Source organism: Rhizobium sp. O111, assembly GCF_055616315.1.
The window spans coordinates 338172-355591 of record NZ_JBSHXL010000003.1 but is presented as its reverse complement, the minus strand read 5'-3'; the positions used below and the strand labels follow the sequence as shown (position 1 = coordinate 355591).

General features: G+C 58.2%; 12 protein-coding genes. 6 read left to right on the top strand and 6 right to left on the bottom strand.

Features of this window, described 5'->3' with window-relative positions; genetic code table 11:
• Positions 1-396: 396 nt before the first annotated feature.
• The 3 genes from ACVTFQ_RS27420 to ACVTFQ_RS27410 all read right to left on the bottom strand — a co-directional run bounded on the left by ACVTFQ_RS27420 (position 397) and on the right by ACVTFQ_RS27410 (position 4921).
• On the bottom strand, positions 397-2052 hold the full coding sequence (locus ACVTFQ_RS27420) for a Wzz/FepE/Etk N-terminal domain-containing protein (RefSeq protein WP_470424281.1): 1656 nt from the start codon (positions 2050-2052) through the stop codon (positions 397-399).
• Positions 2053-2062: 10 nt separating this feature from the next.
• A complete protein-coding gene (locus ACVTFQ_RS27415; protein WP_112436877.1) occupies positions 2063-4075 on the bottom strand; it encodes a glycosyltransferase in 2013 nt (670 codons plus the stop codon).
• A gap of 120 nt (positions 4076-4195) precedes the next feature.
• Positions 4196-4921, bottom strand: a complete 726-nt coding sequence (locus tag ACVTFQ_RS27410) for a sugar transferase (RefSeq protein ID WP_112436876.1) — start codon at positions 4919-4921, stop codon at positions 4196-4198.
• Positions 4922-5240: 319 nt separating this feature from the next.
• Here ACVTFQ_RS27410 and ACVTFQ_RS27405 point away from each other — a divergent pair, with 319 nt between their 5' ends.
• The 3 genes from ACVTFQ_RS27405 to ACVTFQ_RS27395 all read left to right on the top strand — a co-directional run bounded on the left by ACVTFQ_RS27405 (position 5241) and on the right by ACVTFQ_RS27395 (position 8092).
• A complete protein-coding gene (locus ACVTFQ_RS27405; RefSeq protein WP_112436875.1) occupies positions 5241-6311 on the top strand; it encodes a glycosyltransferase in 1071 nt (356 codons plus the stop codon).
• Positions 6312-6346: 35 nt separating this feature from the next.
• Complete coding sequence (locus ACVTFQ_RS27400; RefSeq protein ID WP_112436874.1) at positions 6347-7690, top strand: polysaccharide biosynthesis/export family protein; 1344 nt, start codon at positions 6347-6349, stop codon at positions 7688-7690.
• Between the two features lie 108 nt (positions 7691-7798).
• On the top strand, positions 7799-8092 hold the full coding sequence (locus tag ACVTFQ_RS27395; protein ID WP_112436873.1) for a hypothetical protein: 294 nt from the start codon (positions 7799-7801) through the stop codon (positions 8090-8092).
• Positions 8093-8107: 15 nt separating this feature from the next.
• Here the strand turns inward: ACVTFQ_RS27395 and ACVTFQ_RS27390 are convergent, their stop codons facing one another.
• From ACVTFQ_RS27390 to ACVTFQ_RS27380, 3 genes are all read right to left on the bottom strand, one after another.
• Complete coding sequence (locus ACVTFQ_RS27390; RefSeq protein WP_470424280.1) at positions 8108-9127, bottom strand: NAD-dependent epimerase/dehydratase family protein; 1020 nt, start codon at positions 9125-9127, stop codon at positions 8108-8110.
• Complete coding sequence (locus ACVTFQ_RS27385; protein ID WP_470424617.1) at positions 9117-10745, bottom strand: GMC oxidoreductase; 1629 nt, start codon at positions 10743-10745, stop codon at positions 9117-9119. Before ACVTFQ_RS27385 ends, ACVTFQ_RS27390 begins: the two co-directional genes overlap by 11 nt.
• Before the next feature lie 121 nt (positions 10746-10866).
• Positions 10867-12540 carry a hypothetical protein gene (locus ACVTFQ_RS27380; protein ID WP_349294049.1) on the bottom strand — a complete coding sequence of 558 codons (1674 nt, stop codon included), beginning with the start codon at positions 12538-12540 and terminating at the stop codon, positions 10867-10869.
• A gap of 588 nt (positions 12541-13128) precedes the next feature.
• Between ACVTFQ_RS27380 and ACVTFQ_RS27375 the strand changes: the two genes are divergently transcribed.
• From ACVTFQ_RS27375 to ACVTFQ_RS27365, 3 genes are all read left to right on the top strand, one after another.
• Positions 13129-14553 (top strand): phosphomannomutase, encoded by a 1425-nt coding sequence (locus tag ACVTFQ_RS27375; protein ID WP_470424279.1) that lies wholly within the window; start codon positions 13129-13131, stop codon positions 14551-14553.
• A gap of 35 nt (positions 14554-14588) precedes the next feature.
• Positions 14589-16016 carry a mannose-1-phosphate guanylyltransferase/mannose-6-phosphate isomerase gene (locus ACVTFQ_RS27370; RefSeq protein ID WP_470424278.1) on the top strand — a complete coding sequence of 476 codons (1428 nt, stop codon included), beginning with the start codon at positions 14589-14591 and terminating at the stop codon, positions 16014-16016.
• 280 nt (positions 16017-16296) lie between these two features.
• Positions 16297-17418, top strand: a complete 1122-nt coding sequence (locus ACVTFQ_RS27365) for an acyltransferase family protein (RefSeq protein WP_470424277.1) — start codon at positions 16297-16299, stop codon at positions 17416-17418.
• Positions 17419-17420 lie beyond the last annotated feature (2 nt).

Genomic DNA, 17420 nt, shown 5'->3' with positions numbered 1-17420 from the left:
GCATACTTCAATCGCAAAGGTCATTTTTCCGAGCGCAACAAAAACGCAAGGCTAGTTCATATAACGCGTTGACCTGACGCATTGCTTCGAGCTCGCGTCGATCTGTATGCCCTACATCAAGGAGACGCGCGGAGACAACGACCTGGCCGAGTTTGGATTGGCGCCATTCGACGGGCACCTTCACCGTCGTTTTTGATGGTCGCTCGGTGACACCATCCTCCCCCCGGCTCGGGCGGAGGTCGGCATCGGTGCCGTCATGGCGCCGGTCTATACCGCAATGCAGCAGCGCTCGCATGCCACAATGACCCGACATGGATTTGGGCGCTCAGTCGCTCGCTGTCGCGTGACCTGAGACAGTCTCAGTCGTCCGGCCGCAGGAAAACCACTAGCCTTAGCCTATCCACGCGTACGGTTGATCACCGTTCCAATAACATTTGCTCCTGCACGGCGCAGCAACTGAACCGATTCCGATATCTCCTCGATCGTCGTGTGCCCGGCGCGGGCAACGACAAGAACAGCATCGGCATAGCTTGCCAAGGCAAGCGCATCCATCGAGTGGCGCAGCGGCGGCAAGTCGAGCAGAACATCACCTCGAGACCGCGCCACTTCAAATATGCGCCGAACACGAGGATTTCGAAAGTCGGTGAACAGATTGGCGTTGGCGTCTCGCGAGTGGATTGGCAACACCGCAACGCCACTGACTTCCTCAAACGACAATTGCTCCGGCATAAGCCCAGCAAAGGCCGCCCCGGCCAAGGAAAGAGCCGGGCCATGGTCCTCAACTGCGTGGAGATCGGCGCCATCCGAAGCCTTGAAAAGCGTAACCTGCCGACCGCCCCGACTGATCAACTGCGCGATACTGGCACATAACGTTGACACCCCGGCACCCGGGGTCCAACCAACAATGGCGATTACGATGCTTTTTTCGTTCCGCAGGCTCGTGCACGCGATTTCAATGGATGTACGTAGATCTCGAATTGCGGCGACGTACTTCTGTTGCTGAGGGCTTGTAATATGCCAGGGAACGCCTTCTGCCCCGGGCACGTCAGGGATAGATCCCAAACAGCGAAGATCGACTTCGTGCGCCAGTTCTTTAGCGCTGCGCACGCGCCGATCAAGTGCCATGCGCAGGACCACCACGCCGGAACCGAACAAAAGTCCGACAACGGCGCCAAGCGCCATGATAAGTGATCTGCGGGGCGCCGACGGTCCAAGCGGCGGCAAGGCTGCACCGATAATGCGGGCGTCGGCGTCAGGAGTTGCGATCGCCGGCAGGGTGCCGAGGTGCATCGCTTCGCGCGCTGCATCGGACTGCCGAGCAAGCGAATCCAGCCGCCCTTGTAGGGCCTCGGTGCCCGCGCGAGCAATCTGTTCCTTGAATGCCACGGTCTGGTAGATGTACCCCGAAATCGTCGCATTGGCGACGCGCGCCGGTAGCTTCGGGTCGGAAGAGGAATAGTCGATCTGGATTACGAAGGACTGACCGACGCGCCGCGCGTTCAGCCGTGAAAAGAACTTCAGAAAGGCTGCCCGGTCCGCATCATTGTCAAGCTCATCGGTGGCACTGGTTGCACCTGACGCGGTGCCGGTGGTGTCGGCCACGGTATCTGCCGGTCTGGGCCCGAGTAGGTCGAACAACCGCGCGATGAAGCCTGGCTGCTTGCCAGCAAGCTCCGGATCGCTTTTCATGTTCAGGCTCTCAAAAACCGCCGACAGAAGACGCTCGGACTTTATGGTCTGAAGCTCGCTGTCGGCACGATTGAGATCAAGCGTCTGCTGAGCGCCAAATTCCCCCGAAGAAATCACCGATTGACGGGGCTCGAGCAGCAGTGTCGCGGTCGCCTGGTATGTGGGTGGTAAAGAGTAGGCGTAGAGCGCGGAAACGGCCAGGCCGACCGCGCAGCAAATCGCAAGCGTGGCCTTGTGGCGGGCGGCAAGTTCGATAAGAGCGCGCAAAAGCGCGATTGGCCCATCGCCAGCCACGTTGGCTTGCGCCTCATTTTCCCGCCAGAACCTCGATGTGACGTCAATTGGGCGAGGTCTGTTGAACATTGTTCTGCTCCTAGCGTTCATATGGCTTGGCGGCTGGTCGAGGTGTCTCGATCGCTGCAGCGCGTTCCGGCTCAAGGCGCCCTCGTAGGGCGTCAAATGCAGCCAACAGATTGCCGCGGACCCGGCCGCGTCGGTCAATGAATGGCTCGGGCCAGAAGGCTCCGATAAAATTGCTCGCGGTATTGCGGAAGATTTGACCGACGACTTTGGGCAGGCTCATCGTGCCTTTGGTCAGCATGTAAAGCGGGTTGATCACCTGCGAATAGCCAAGCCGGTCGCCACTCACACGCCCGCCTTTTACACCCATATGAACGCCGAAGGATCGCCCCGATTTGACGAGCCGGCCACCGCGCTTGGCAAGAGCAGCGGCGAAGTCGCGATCCTCCAGCCAGCCGTAGAGAACCAAGCGCTCATCGAACCTGAGATCTCCGATGGCCCTGAACCGGAAGGCCATGTTGCAACCATACGGACTGAACCGCTCCTGCCACGTTGCGTCCGATCGTCCTGCCTCGACCAGGTCCACCGCCTGCTGAAACGAAATTCCAGGTCCCTTGATCCCATCCGCGATGACGTTGCCTGTGTAGCCGACAATCTGGTGTTCGTCGCGAAAAGTCTGGATCGCAGCCGCAAGCCAGCCTCCATCGGCGACAAAATCGTCATCGAAGAAGGCAACGATTTCGGTATATGGCGCTACATGCCGCAAAGCCGTGTTGCGCTGCGCGGCAAGACCTGGAGGCCCAGTGATGATCGTCACGTCCGGATGGTCGCTGAGGTCTCCGGCATCGGCCACGTCTACACCGGAGACAATGATCTTATCGGGCGCCACGGTTTGCGTCGCGAGAAATCGACGAACGCTAGCGGCCACGACATCGGGACGCCCGCGCGTCGCGAAGATGACGCTTACACGTGGCAGGCTTGGATCAACGGTCTTGTGCGCGCGGATTTCGGCCTTCGGATTGTCCAGCAGGTCGACATATCCGCGCGCAGAGGTCTCCCATGAAAACTGACGTCGCTGTTCGTGACCAGCACCCACGAGATCGCAACGTAGCTGCTCTGAGGACGCAAGGGCTTTGATCTGCTCGATCCACTCGCGAGGCTCGAACGGAGACGCCGCGAGCGCGGCTTTTCCATAGACTTCGGGCATGCTCGCACTGTGTGACGAGATGACAGGACAGGATCTGGCCATCGCCTCCACGATCGGAAGCCCAAAGCCTTCCGCTAGGGAAGGAAACGCTAGACACAAGGCACGGTCCAGCAAGTAAGCCAAATCATCATCGGAGACACGTCCGAGGAAGTACACATTGCTGCGATGCCGCAAGGTTTGTTGAGCAAATATGCCGTCACCTCCGCCGGCGATGACGACATCAAGGCCCATCTCGTCGAGGGCTTCTGCAATGTCGATCAGAAGAGAAAGGTTCTTATGGATCGCGCGCGACCCAAGCGCCAGAACGAACGGTCGCATTGTCGATCTCGTCGCCAGAAATGTCGGCGCTGCCCGTGCTAGCGAAGGATCCCAACGAAGCGCATGCTCGTGTCCGTTTGGTAGAACCGCGATCTCTGACACGCGAACCGGTAGATATCGGGCCAGCTGTCGCGCCGCAGCGTGCGACACCGTGGCGACGCGAAGTGAACGCCGAACCAGGAGTGGTTGAAGCGTGTGATACAACGCGCGAAACGACCGGCTGTAGCTTTGCGGTGCTGCGAAAATGTTGGCATCATGGATGCAGACAAGCTGATCGCCCTTAAAAGCCGGGGCCGTGTTGCAAAGGTTCAAAAGCGTGCGGTTGCTGCTTAACAATGGCAACTCGACTTGCTCCCAAGCATGACCGGTTAATCGCCCGCGTGTCTCCGATCGTAGTCGTTGCAAAGGGAGTTCGCCGGAAGGCTGCGGCGCGATCAGGACGGCGTGCTCGGCGCCGGCAAGCGTGTCCATCGCAGTGACGATGTTTCGGGCGTAACGCTGGACACCCGTGAGCTCCTGGGTGAGGAAGCGACCATTGACCGCGACGTCTGTTACGCTCATGCACAATCTCCCGGCGACCATCAATCCGCGTCTTGACCACGCAGCTTGACGCACGTGCCGTGAAGCACGTTGCAACAACAATCACGAAGGTGGAAAGGCGCGGTGCCGCGCCGTGTAATGTCAGTAGCTGCCGCGCGAGCGAAGGACCGCCGGAACGGTTTTCAGCATGATTGTCAGATCGCCCAGAACCGTCTGTTCCGCGACGTAGCGCACGTCGAGCTGTACGCGTTCGCTGTAACTGGTGTCACTGCGCCCGCTGACCTGCCACAGACCCGTTACACCCGGACGAACCTGGATGTAATCAGCATAATGAATGCCATAGAGTTCAGCTTCGCCGGCAACGATCGGCCTTGGTCCGACCAGGCTCATCTGACCGCGTATGACGTTCAGAAGCTGGGGAATTTCGTCAATGCTGCTTTTACGCATAAGCGCACCTAGCGGTGTGACGCGAGGATCGTCTCGCAGCTTGCGCGTCGCGTTCCATTCCGCGTTGAGCGAAGGGTTTGCCGCCAAGTGCCGATGGAGAACCTCGTCTGCATTCTTCACCATTGTCCTGAACTTCAGGCAGGGAAACATGATGCCGTGCCGGCCGATGCGCCTATGCGCAATAAAGATGGGCTGCCCCTGCAAGACGAGAAGTACCACGACCAACATCGCAATCATCGGCGCCAAGACGACGAGGCCTACGACTGCGATTGTCGCATCGATGCCATATTTGATGCCATCGAGAATGGCGGAACGTTTTCCGCTTTCAAAAAGATCGGACCGTCGGGATGTCGTCCTGCGAGCGGGCCGCGGCGCCTTGTTGAACCGGCCGAAGTTCCGACTGAGATCAATTTCACTCATCTGCGTACTCCCTTGCAATAGTTCGGAATGTGGGCACGTGCAGACAATGCCTTGTGGCATGCAGAAGAAAGTTAACAAGTATTAAACGGTTTGACAATAAAATTATTGCGCTGCACTATGTAACGGTGCAATGCGGGAAATAACGTCACTAACTGTTCATAAAACTGTTTTTCGTGCCTAATATAAATGCCGAACGTCTAATTATTGATCGATATTTCGGCAAGAACTACACCCGCAATGCAAGCCACGATGTTTTCGATCGATGTATCTCGGGGAGCTTGGCGTGCGCGTAGCAATTATTCACTACTGGTTGGTCGGAATGCGCGGTGGCGAGAAGGTTATCGAAGCCTTGTGCGATATCTTTCCCACAGCTGACATATTCACGCACGTGTGCGATTTGTCCGCGATTTCCGACAAGATTAAGCGGCACAAGATCCAGACGACCTTCATCGGCGGTCTCCCCTATGCGAAGCGGATGTACAAGCGTTATCTTCCGCTGATGCCGATGGCGCTCGAGCAAATCGACCTTTCTCCGTACGATCTCGTTATCAGCAGCGAGTCGGGACCGGCCAAGGGCATTATACCGACCTCGCCTGCGCTTCACCTGTGCTACTGCCACTCCCCGATGCGTTACATCTGGAACATGTACAACAGGTACTACGAGAGCTCCGGGTTGATGACGCGAATGATGATGCCTCCCATGGCGCACTATTTGAGAACATGGGACGTCGCAACGGCCAACCGCGTGGACGGTTTCGTCGCCAACTCGACAACCGTCGCTCAAAGGATCAAGAGCTATTACCGACGCGAGGCCGATGTCATTCATCCTCCCGTCGACACAGCGGCCTTCAGGCCGGTGGCGAGCCGTGAGGTCGAGGACTACTATCTGATGGTCGGCGAACTTGTTAGCTACAAGCGGCCGGACCTTGCAGTCGAGGCGTTCAATCGGATGAAGGCAAAGCTGGTCGTCATTGGCGGCGGCGAAATGCTCGATCACCTCAAGAAGATTGCCGGGCCAACGGTCACCGTTCTTGGCGCGCAGCCTTTCGATTCTCTCAGACATCACTACGCGCACTGCAAGGGGCTGATTTTCCCGGGCGAGGAAGACTTCGGCATCGTACCGGTAGAGGCGATGGCAAGCGGCCGGCCTGTGATCGCCTTTGGTAGAGGGGGTGCAACCGAAACCGTCGTAAACAACAAGACGGGCGTTTTTTTCGAGACCCAAACGACCGATGCCCTCATCGACGCGGTCGAACGGATGGAGCGGCTGGATTTCAATCCCGCAGATGCCGTGTCGCGCGCAGCCGATTTTCGAAGGGACGTCTTTGTGGATCGCTTTCGAGGCTATGTTGCACAAGCCACAGGCGTGAAGCTGGCTGTGTCGGCCTGAGCCCAGACCGGACCGTTGTCAAATAGGAGTATACGATGCCGCTTTCTGCCCTCCCCCGAGTCCTCGTAAGAGGATGCGGCTTTCTTGATCTCCGTTTGATCAGACGCGCCATCAATGCTGGTGTTTGCATCATCGCGTTGACCGCCACAGCTGCAAGCGCAACAATAGCCCATGCCGCAGAGGAATACGTTCCAGGACCGCAGGACACGCTGAAAATCCGCGTCTACGAGTGGCGGCCCAGTACCATGACAGCATTCGAGTGGGCTCCCTTATCCGGCGACTTCGTCGTCTCTTCCGCCGGCAACCTCTCGCTGCCGATCATCGGAAATGTATCGGTGGCCGGCAAGACGCTTGAGCAGATCTCCGAGACCATCGGACAGCGTCTGCAGACGGAAGTCGGTCTGCAAAAGCGACCAAGCGCTTCTGTGGAGATCTCGTCCTATCGTCCCCTCTTTGTCACGGGGCTCGTGGCCAATCCTGGTAAATACAACTTCAGTCCAGGCCTTACCGTCGTTCAGGCACTAAGCATGGCCGGCGGAATAGGGTCGACGGATGCCAACATAATTGGTCTGCAACGGGACGCATTGTCCAGCCAAGGCCAGGTGCGGGCACTGGAAGCAGAGCGGCTCGGGCTCCTTGCGCGGCAGGCACGTGTCGATGCGGTCTTGAGCGGAGCGTCGTCGGTCTCATTCCCACAGGAGTTGATCTCAAGAGGCAGCGAGCCTCGATTTGCCAAGATGATGGACGAAGAGCGGTCGTTGTTTGCGACGCGTGAGCAATCGATGAGGACGGAGATTGACGCTCTCGGCCGCGCCAAGGTTCTCGCCAACAACCAGATCGCGGCACTGAAGGAAAAAACAGTAGCTCTGGCCAAGCAGATTGATCTGGCAAGCAAGGATCTGTCCTCGGTCAACAAGCTGATATCCCAGGGTTTGACAATTTCCGCCCGCCAACTGGGCGCGAACCAGACGGTGGCCGAACTAGAGAGCCGAAATCTCGACGTTTCGCTGGCGATCTTGAAAACCGAGCAGGATCTCGCCAAAGGTGACCAGGATATCGCCGATGTACGAAACCGCTATCGTGTCAGCGCGCTAAGCGAGGCGGCGGAATTGCGTGACCGATTTGCCTCCAACGCTGAAAGGCTTCGGACGGAACGAGACCAATTGAGAAATCTTGAAGTTCGCGCACCGTCGGCAATAGCCTCTCTTGCTGACGAGCAGAACCCCTTTGCATACCTGATGACGGTCAATCGGGTCGTAAACGGCAGCATGGAAACACTCGTCGTCGACGATAACGACCCGGTCACTCCCGGCGACATGATCAAGGTAGAGCGGCGCGAAAAGACTGCCGCCGCGCCGGCTGATATCAGCAGCAATTAAGCTGTTGCCGTTGTCACACGACGGGTCATAATTTGCACTTGCCTCGACATCTCATATGCGGAATTATATCTGCCTGCGGTTCCACGGATTGGGAGTCAGGAGCGACCTATGGGCTGGGCACTTGTTATCTCGCTGCTGATCGGCGCGATCTGTGCCTTGCGCGTGCCTGTGCTTGTGTTCGCACTGTTGGTCATAGCCGTTTTGGTGATCTACGCCGTCGTCAGCTACAGTAGTGGAAGCACACTGTGGCACGCGGTCCTGTGGGGAGGCGCCTTCGCGGTTATGCTAGAGGCTGGATACGTTTTGACCCACGTCCTTCTTCACGCCTTCTATACCCGTCGGGTCGATAACGATGAGAAACGCACCCCGCAAGGCGCGAATCCCAAATACCCCGCTGACTAATCAAAAGGCCTGGGACTAGACCGTGTTGTTTTGCGGAACCGCTTTCGTCTGGGCGCCCGCCTTTGCCTGATCGTCCAGTCGGGAAAGGGCGAGTTCTTCCGCCTGGGCCATGCCGAACTTCAATCGGTATCCGGCATCCCGCAGCCGCCGGCTGGAAAACCGCATGCGCCATAGCGGGTTCCTCAACGGGAGCGTTCTGAAGCGAAGGAAGTCGTGCAACCAGTCGACAGCTGAGGGCGCACTCACGACGCGGTAATGCGGGTCCCCACTTGCCCTGAACGCCTTACGCATAAAGTCGATATGGCGTGGTTGTGGCCGATCGTCTTCCGCAAGGTTGAAGATCTCGACGTCGCCTGGGGTTCCCCGGCCAGCCAATGCCTGTTCGACAGACCAGATGAGTGCGTCGGAGACATCCCACACGTATATGTGATGGGCATGTCGATGTGACGCAAGCATCCGCTTTACCAAGCTCCAGTCGCGTATGCCGATGATCTGGTCCAAATCCACGACGACAGCTGGCCTGAAGATTATGCATCTCATCTGGTCGGCAACGCGTGAAATGGCTCGTTCGCCTGCAAGCTTCGTGCGTCCGTATTCCCGCACGTAGTCGAGCGCCCAATACTCCGAAGCGTTATCCTCATCAATCGACAGCACCGGCGAAGCTTCGGAGATCTCGATCGAGCGTCCGGAACCATAGACGGAAACTGAACTCGTGTAGCAAAACGCCCCAACCCGCGCGTCCTGCGCCGCCTTCGCGAGCCGCTCGGTCGCATCTTCATTGAGCGCCCGCATCCGGCTCTTCTTGCCGATTTCTGCAGCCAGATGGATAACCGCATCGCAACCATCCACCAGCGGAAGTAGATCGTCGTTGCGGGCCAAGTCGGCTTGACGCCATTCGAGCCGCTGAACGCCTTCTGATGGCGGCGACTTTGAAGTAACCGCCCTAACGTGATATCCACGCTGTAGCAGATCGGAAACGACGACCCGGCCGATCCGACCGGTGGCGCCTGTGACGAGCACGATTTTATCCGACACGGGCCATCGTCTCCAAAACCAGCGGACGTTGGGCTTTTTCCCTTACATGATCGGCCAGGCGAATAGCCATCGCGACAATCATCTGCGTCGGGTTGCAGTGCCCGGCGGTGGGAAAGACGGAGCTACCGGATACATAAAGTCCCTCGACCCCATGAACCTGGCAATCAACATCGACGACACCGTTCGCCGGATCGCTTGACATGCGTGTCGTGCCGGTTGGATGAGCAACATCGACGAAACTTGTGGGAATGGGTGCCTTATCGCGTACCCAATCGGCAAGCGCTGCAGTAGGAAAATTCAGACGGGAGAATTCGCTGGCGACCAGTTCAGCCATCCGGTGCATCGTCCGCGCCTCGGCCGGATGGCTGCGCCAGTCGATTTTGGGAAGCGGCATGCCATGACGATCGCGACGGTCCGAGAGCGTTACCCTGCTGTCTGCATCGGGCATCTGCTCGCACATGCATTCGAGAGTGAGTTCTCGCAACTTGCGTGGCAACCCATTGCGCGCGACAAAATAGTCGACCGCGCCGCGCACCATAAGTGGAATATTGCGCGCCACGTCGACGAGGTCGTCAGGCAACTTCGGCTTTCGGGCGGCCAAGCGCCGCATCGCGTCCCATGGATCGTCCGGCGCCAAGGTCTCGCCGAGCCAGGCCGCGCAGTTAAGCAGGCGCTCCTCGCGCTGAACCGCAGGGCTAAGCCTAAGGCCCGCCCGGAAAAATCGACCTTGAACGTTGTAACGTCCGAACCTGCGCTGCAGGGCAGCGGAACCTGGCACGGAAATGAACGCTGCCGGGCCGCGCAGATGATCCATGAGATAGCGGCCAACCTGGTCGCGATCGTTGCCAAGTGCCGGACGACCGGGCTCATGTGAGTTAAGCAGAAGACGAGCATTTTCGATGCCGCCGGCACACAGAACCACGGAACCTGCCGCAAGCGTATGCGTACGTCCGTCACCAGTCGCAAACTCCAGCCCGCCGACCTTATTGCGCGTGTCATCGACCAATAGGCGCAAAGCGGTTGCTCCAATGACAGTTGTGACATTGGAACCAAGCCGCTTGGCGATATGGCGACCAAACCGCATGTATTCAAACGGGTAGCTTTCCGCATCATCTCTGCTGAACTGCCAGAAGAATGGCAACAGCAGGTTGGCACGAAATTCTTCCTTCGGTGCTGGTCGTCCCGAAATTCCCCAAAAGCGATCATTGCTGTATCCGGTGCCGACTGCGAGTCCGAGATGAACAGCGCTGCGTTCCAAATAGGGGTCCAGCTCCTTCATGGCGATCGGCCATCCGGAATGATCAACCCACTCTCGATGTTCGAAATCGATAGCGTCAAACGGGCCGCATCGCCCCCCCCACGTGTGCGAGCTCCCGCCAAGAATTCTATTTCTGACGGACCACTGGTCGCTCGCACGCGGCCGGCCGACATTGTCGATGTCGTTTAGTGCATCATTTTCCGCCTGTCGTGTTGTGCCGCCACTCTCGAGAAGGACAATGCTTAGCCCTGACCCCGATAGCTCTCGCGCCAACGTGGCGCCAGCCGGCCCTGATCCGACAATGCACACGTCGCATCGAAGCAATGGTACGATGCTGTTGCCTGGCTGAAAATCGATCATTGGCATTGTCAGTCCCCCGCGGGTCGTTGCCGCGACGCCGTGCAAGGCGTCTCGGAAATGCACTGTCCTCGTCCTAACGACGCATTCTGGTTATTCGTATGAGATAACTTGGCTGATACACCTAGCTCGTCCCCCACCGGGTGGAGAGCCTGTTCTGCTCGCTTAGCTGGAGAAACGGTGCGGGCGCATCGGCAGTGGATGTCGGTCGGGATGCGGCCAGACCCGCTAGAATGAAAAATAGAAGACCAAGATCGACGGTCGGCCCAACGATGAACGATCCAGTAAGCAAACAAAGGCATCCATTGCGTGCCGAAAGCTGAACATCGGCGGTGAAGCTTCTAGCCATTGCACCCGAAGGGCCAAGCGCCGTTGCGATGAACAGCAGGTAGAATACTGCTCCCGGGATGCCTACGTTCGACAACACTGCTACCAGGAAGCTCGAGGTTCGCGCCGTTCCAAGCCCCACACCAATGCCATATGTATCGAAGAAATTCTGCATTCCGTGCGTGTTCCACGCACCGCGCTCCATACCTGAAGCCGAGGTCGATTTGCTTAAGATAGCCATGTCGATATAGTCGTAGATCGAGTTGAATATATCGGTCTGCAGCACAACAGCGAGGCCGACAGCGACGGCGACCAACGGCGCAAAGATGACCACCGCGCTACTGTTGGCGCTCCCATGCGAAGTCCCACTTCGGATCACAGCCGTCACATAGAAAATGGCAAGGCAGACGGGTGCGGCGACAAGCCCACCGGATGAGGTCGACAATATAATCAGCGCAAAAGACGTCAGGGCAAGTGCCCCTGTCCACCTGGAGGATCGCCCACATAGCCACAGCGTGGACGTAAAGCCGAACGCGCCGAGCGTCGTGCCGGCAAACGCGGAAGCTTCTGGCCAAGAGCCAACGATACGCTTCATTCCGTTGATTTTGTCATTGTCATGAAAGACATACTGCGCATTGCGCATAAACTGCAGCATGTCTTGGGCACCGATTGCCCCGGTGACAACGTCGAGCGCCGCGAACACGATGTTGAGAGCCGTGTAGGCTATGAGGCCGCTGATTATGGCCCGAAACCCCTGGGTCGTTGAACCGATCGCCGTCACCAGCAGGAAGCAAGCGAGGTCTGCGATCAGATAAACGGTTTGGGTCAGGTTGCTGGAGACTGGAGCGAGTGACACAACGCCGCTGGTCAGCGGCCGGTCGGCCACACCCAAGGGAACGATCATCGTTGCATCCGCAAACAGGCGCGGAAGAAAGTACGCCGAAAGGCCTCCATAAAGAACCAGGCATCCCAACCAAAATCCTGGGCGACCGAAATGCAACCCATCCGCCAGCGGCGTGGTTTTCTGGGTGCCGCGGAAGATCGAAAGAGCTACAAAAAGAAGAAACAGATGTGCGGGCTGAACGCTGGAAGAGCCGACCACGAAAGCGGCTGCGGCTCCAAGCAGCGTCAACGCAACAAAAACCTTCATCGTCGCAGCCTGATCGAGCGACAGGCAATACAGTCCGAGAGTGACCGTAAAAATACCGATCGGCTCGAAACTCATGGCAAAACGCCCTCGTCCCGGCGCTTCGTCGTCAAATCGCAGCAGTGCATTCCGCGGAGAATGAGATCGACAGAAGAAAGCAACCCAAGGTGGATAACGCTTATGGGCGAGCGTCCCGTGAACGAACTCTTCATCGACATGGTCATTACTCCCGCCGCTGCGCACCGGATTAAGGCTAAATACTACGCTGCGTCGCACAATAGGACGGATTCTAAGATCTGCAAAGAGGATATTGCATTGCGACACTATCTGGCACTTGAGATAAAATATCTAACCAAAATTCCCTCGGCCCATCAGTCTACTAGGCGATCTTGTCGCTAGGAAAGATGACTCACGCATTAAAATGTTGATTATTATAGATTAAATATAAGAAGATGAATATGCGACGTCGGCCTAATCTGGGCCTCAGAATGTTGCGGCGCGTCAAATATTCGTCGCGAGACCGGTGAATTTCCGCCTTGGACTAGGTGACACTTCTCCAATTGTGTTGCATTGTTTGATTAACCATGAGAAATATTGCCAATGACTGGAAATAAAATGACGCGCTTTATCCAGTTAATGCGAGCACCAGGTATCTACTTCAGGATATTCGGCGCTACTTTTGGATTCTCTATAATCGCATATCTGCATTACAGATCCGTGACTTTGACGTTATACTACAGCGTTATTTGCATGTTTCTTATGCAGGTTGGCTACATTGGAGGCGTTCTGTTCCTTATCTGGCGGGAGGGGGTTCGTCAGAAGATCCACTAGGGGTTGTTTCGAGTTCGTGTGTCATGCCCGGGATTGGAGGACCCGGACATGGGCGCACACATTACAGGGTCTATGTGTGTGATGAAATTTGGGACAAGCGGGCTTCGCGGCCTTTCCGAGGATCTGAAGGGCCGGGCTTCGGCGCTCTATGCGACGGCGTTTGGCCGCTATCTTCTCGAAAGCGGCCGGGCGAAGGCGGGAGACCCGATCCTTGTCGGTCGCGACTTCCGCGATTCCAGCCCTCAGATATCAGCCGATTGCATCAAGGCGCTCGGCAGGCTCGGCTTTGCGATGATCGATTGCGGCACGATCCCGACGCCGGCGCTGGCGCTTTACGGCCTGCATCTCGGCGCCGCCTCGCTGATGATCACCGGCTCCCACATCCCCGCCGACCGCAACGGCATCAAGTTCTATCGGCCGGATGGCGAGATCGACAAGGCCGACGAAGCCGCGATCACGGCAGCGGCAACCGATCTCGACCGCACCGGCTTCGAATGGCCGCTGGATGACCGGCAGGCCGAGGATCGGTCGGTCGCATGTCTCGATCTGTTCACGAAGCGCAACGCCAGCCTGTTGCCCGCCAATGCGCTTGCCGGCCTGAAGGTCGGCGTCTACCAGCACAGCACCGTCGCCCGCGATCTCATGGTCGACCTGCTCGAGCACTTCGGCGCGGAGGTCAAAGCGTTCGCGCGCTCCGAACACTTCATTCCCGTCGACACCGAAGCCGTCTCGGAAGAGACCGTTGCACTGCTGAAGCAGGCTGCACGCGATCATGGCCTCGACGCCATCGTGTCTGCCGATGGCGATGGCGACCGGCCGCTGGTCACAGATGAAACCGGCACCCCGCTGCGCGGTGACCTTCTCGGCTTGATCGCCGCCAACTTCCTCGGCGCGGACGCCGTGGTGACACCCGTCACCTCCAATTCCGGCATCGAAGCATCAGGATCGTTCAGCGTCATCCGCACCCGTGTCGGATCGCCCTTCGTGATATCGGGCATGCAGGACGCGCTGGCATCGGGCAAGACCGGCGTCGTCGGCTTCGAGGCCAATGGCGGCACGCTGGTGGCAAGCGATTTCGAGCTCAATGGCACAACATTGCTGGCGCTGCCGACCCGCGATTGCTTCCTGCCGATATTGGCGACGCTGGCGCAGGCGGCCGCAAACAAGCGCCCCCTGTCGGTCGTCGCATCCGGCTACGCGCTCCCCTTCGCCGCCGCCGATCGGCTGGAGAGCTTCCCGGTCGAGACCAGCGCGAAGCTTATGGCGCATCTGCGCGCAAGCCCCGCCAATCTCTCCGACTTCCTGCAGCCGATCGGCGAAGTCGACAGCACCAGCGACATCGACGGCCTGCGTGTGACGCTTGCCGACAAGCGCATCATCCACTTCCGCCCATCGGGCAATGCGCCGGAAATGCGCTGCTACGTGGAGGCAGAGACGGAGAGCGCAGCCACCGACCTTCTCGCAGCCGGTCTCGGGCGCATCCGCGCCTGGGCGAGCGCAAACTGATCAACGATTAAAGACCATTTCGAGGACCAATGCAGATGACGCAGAAGATCGTTCCGGTAATCATGGCAGGCGGCAAGGGCACGCGCCTGTGGCCGCTGTCGCGCGCCGCCGCCCCCAAGCAGTTCATCCGCTTCATCGGCGATACCACCCTCGTTCAGGACACGTTGCTGCGCGTCTCCGACAAGGCGCTCTATGAACCGGCGATCGTCATCACCAACGAGGAATTCCGCTTCCTCGTCGCCGAACAGGCCCGCGAACTCGATCTGACGCTGTCGAGCATCCTTCTGGAGCCGATGGCCCGCAACACGGCCGCCGCCGTTGCTGCCGCCGGTGCGCTGGTGCGCGACCGCTTCGGCGAGAGCGCCATCATGCATGTGCTGGCTTCGGACCATGAGATCGACGCCGATGACGTCTATTTCGACGCTGTGCGCGCCGCGATTGCCGCTGCATCCGCTGGCAAGCTCGTCACCTTCGGCATCAAGCCGACGGAACCCGCAACCGGCTATGGCTATATCGAAGGCGGCGAGGCGCTGCCGAGTGGCGCGCTGACGGTCAAGCGCTTCATCGAGAAGCCACCGCTCGCGAAAGCCGAGGAGATGCTGGCATCCGGCGGTTTCTACTGGAACTCCGGCATGTTCATGTTCCCGGTCGCCAAGCTGCTCAGCGAGATGACCACGTTTGCCCCCGATGTCCTCAAGGCCGCCGGCGAAGCCGTCATCAAGGGTATCAAGGATCTCGACTTCATCCGCCTCGACAAGGCGGTCTTCGCTGAAAGCCCCGATATCTCGATCGATTACGCGGTCATGGAGAAGACCAAGAACGCAGCCGTCGTTCCCTCGCCCTTCCAATGGTCTGATCTCGGCAGCTGGGACGCGATATGGAAGAGCGGCAATCCTGACGAAAAGGGCAATGTCGCCGCCGAAAACACCACCGTCGTCAACACCCGCAACTCGCTGGTCATGACCCACGGCGTGCATCTCGCGGTCAATGGCATGGACGACGTCGCCGTCATCGCCAGCGAGGATGCCGTCTATGTCGGCCACCTCAAGGACAGCCAGGACGTCGGCGCCATCGTCAAGATGCTGGCCTCCAGGCCGGCGACATCGAAGCTCACCGAGACGCACCCGACCTCCTACCGCCCCTGGGGCGGCTACACCTCGATCTTCAACGGCGACCGCTTCCAGGTGAAGCGCATCTTCGTCACGCCGGGCAAGAAGCTCTCGCTGCAGAAGCACCACCACCGCTCCGAGCACTGGATCGTCGTCAAGGGCACGGCGGAAGTGACGATCGGCGAGAACGTGCAGATGCTGCGCGAAAACGAATCTGTCTACATACCCCTTGGCGAAGTCCACCGCCTCGCCAACCCGGGCAAGATCCTGCTCGAACTGATCGAAGTCCAGACCGGCTCCTATCTCGGCGAGGACGACATCATCCGTATCGTCGACGAGTTCGGCCGTAGATGACGACAAAGATTGACATCCAGAAACTTGGAGGCGCGCAAATGGGTAACAGCCTGACGGAACATTCATCCCAGACGAGGCAACAACCCGCCCTTGTCGGATTCAGTCGACTCCAGCGTGAAAGCCGGTTCTTTCAAGAAGATTTGGACTGCGGATCGGCTTGCGGCGGCGACAATGCCATCCCTGAATTTGAACCGTTACGACGGCTCAGAATTGGAAGGGTGGATTTTTGAGCGCTTGGCGGTGGCTCAAGCGCCGATCCTCATAGACCGGAGATCAACCGATGCAATCACTCATCAAAACGCAATGGCTCAGACTGCGTGGCGAAATCGAGCGAGGCGACTCGAAAGGACATCGATATGAAGGTTTGGACATACTAAGGGGCGTCGCCGCGCTCGCTGTCCTTTTCAAACACTTCCACTCTCGTCTCGATCTTCCCTATCTCGCTCCAAACGGCTACCTCGCGGTCGATTTCTTTTTTGTCCTCAGCGGCTTCGTCATCGCCAACGCATACGGGAAACAGCTCGAGGATGGAACGCTATCCACAGGCACCTTCTTTTGGAAGCGATGGATCAGGCTCATGCCGCTGATTGTCGTGGGTATGATGATTTCTGTGATCGCGCAGCTCGGGCGACCCGATCCCGATCAGACGCGGCATTTGAGCGATGTAGCAATTGCGCTAATCTTTGGTCTGAGCTTGACGCCGATCCTTCAGACGTCGTTTTTCAAGACGCCGACACTTGAGCAATCGGTATTCCCGCTGAACACACCGATGTGGTCCTTGTTCTTTGAGGTTTTCGCCAACATTGCTTTCGCGGTCTATACAAGGCTTCGACTGCCGCCGTGGTCTCTTCTCGTGATCGTTGTGGTAAGCGGTCTTTGGCTATTGATTGGGATCAGCAGTAGAGGTGACGTAAACTTTGGTTTCAATACAAGTGGCTTTTGGTTCGGCTTTCCGCGGGTGATCTGGTCATTTTCCATCGGCATGCTGATCTATCGGTATCGTTCATTCGCCCCCAGGAACATGTTTTTCCCGGCGATGGTCGTCTTGGTCGCCATTCTCCTAACGCCCACGCTTGGCCTCTCCAGGGTGGCAGCCGATATGATCATCGTGATGATCATAATGCCCGCAATTGTCTTTGCATGCTTGAATGCGGATCTCGGCAGCCGCGCTCGGCTGTGCGCGACCTGGGGCGGTAACCTCTCCTACCCGCTGTATGCGCTCCACTATCCGATCGTCCAAGTCTTGGGCTACGTGGCAAAAGCGCAGAACTTGCCATGGATAATGCAGGCTGGTGTCGTGATCGGAGGAACGGCCTTCCTTGTTGGCCTGTCTGCGGTCGTCTACACCATGGTAGATGTTCCGCTGAGAAGACGCATATCGATGCTGGTGCGGCGCGCTTGAGC

Excerpts from the sequence above, each read along its gene's own strand:
- ACVTFQ_RS27395 (WP_112436873.1), top strand. The coding sequence starts at position 7,799 with ATGGGCTGGGCACTTGTTATCTCGCTGCTGATCGGCGCGATCTGTGCC.
- ACVTFQ_RS27370 (WP_470424278.1), top strand. The coding sequence starts at position 14,589 with ATGACGCAGAAGATCGTTCCGGTAATCATGGCAGGCGGCAAGGGCACG.
- ACVTFQ_RS27400 (WP_112436874.1), top strand. The coding sequence starts at position 6,347 with ATGCCGCTTTCTGCCCTCCCCCGAGTCCTCGTAAGAGGATGCGGCTTT.
- ACVTFQ_RS27375 (WP_470424279.1), top strand. The coding sequence starts at position 13,129 with ATGAAATTTGGGACAAGCGGGCTTCGCGGCCTTTCCGAGGATCTGAAG.
- ACVTFQ_RS27385 (WP_470424617.1), bottom strand. The coding sequence starts at position 10,745 with ATGATCGATTTTCAGCCAGGCAACAGCATCGTACCATTGCTTCGATGC.
- ACVTFQ_RS27415 (WP_112436877.1), bottom strand. The coding sequence starts at position 4,075 with ATGAGCGTAACAGACGTCGCGGTCAATGGTCGCTTCCTCACCCAGGAG.
- ACVTFQ_RS27405 (WP_112436875.1), top strand. The coding sequence starts at position 5,241 with ATGCGCGGTGGCGAGAAGGTTATCGAAGCCTTGTGCGATATCTTTCCC.
- ACVTFQ_RS27365 (WP_470424277.1), top strand. The coding sequence starts at position 16,297 with ATGCAATCACTCATCAAAACGCAATGGCTCAGACTGCGTGGCGAAATC.
- ACVTFQ_RS27420 (WP_470424281.1), bottom strand. The coding sequence starts at position 2,052 with ATGTTCAACAGACCTCGCCCAATTGACGTCACATCGAGGTTCTGGCGG.
- ACVTFQ_RS27410 (WP_112436876.1), bottom strand. The coding sequence starts at position 4,921 with ATGAGTGAAATTGATCTCAGTCGGAACTTCGGCCGGTTCAACAAGGCG.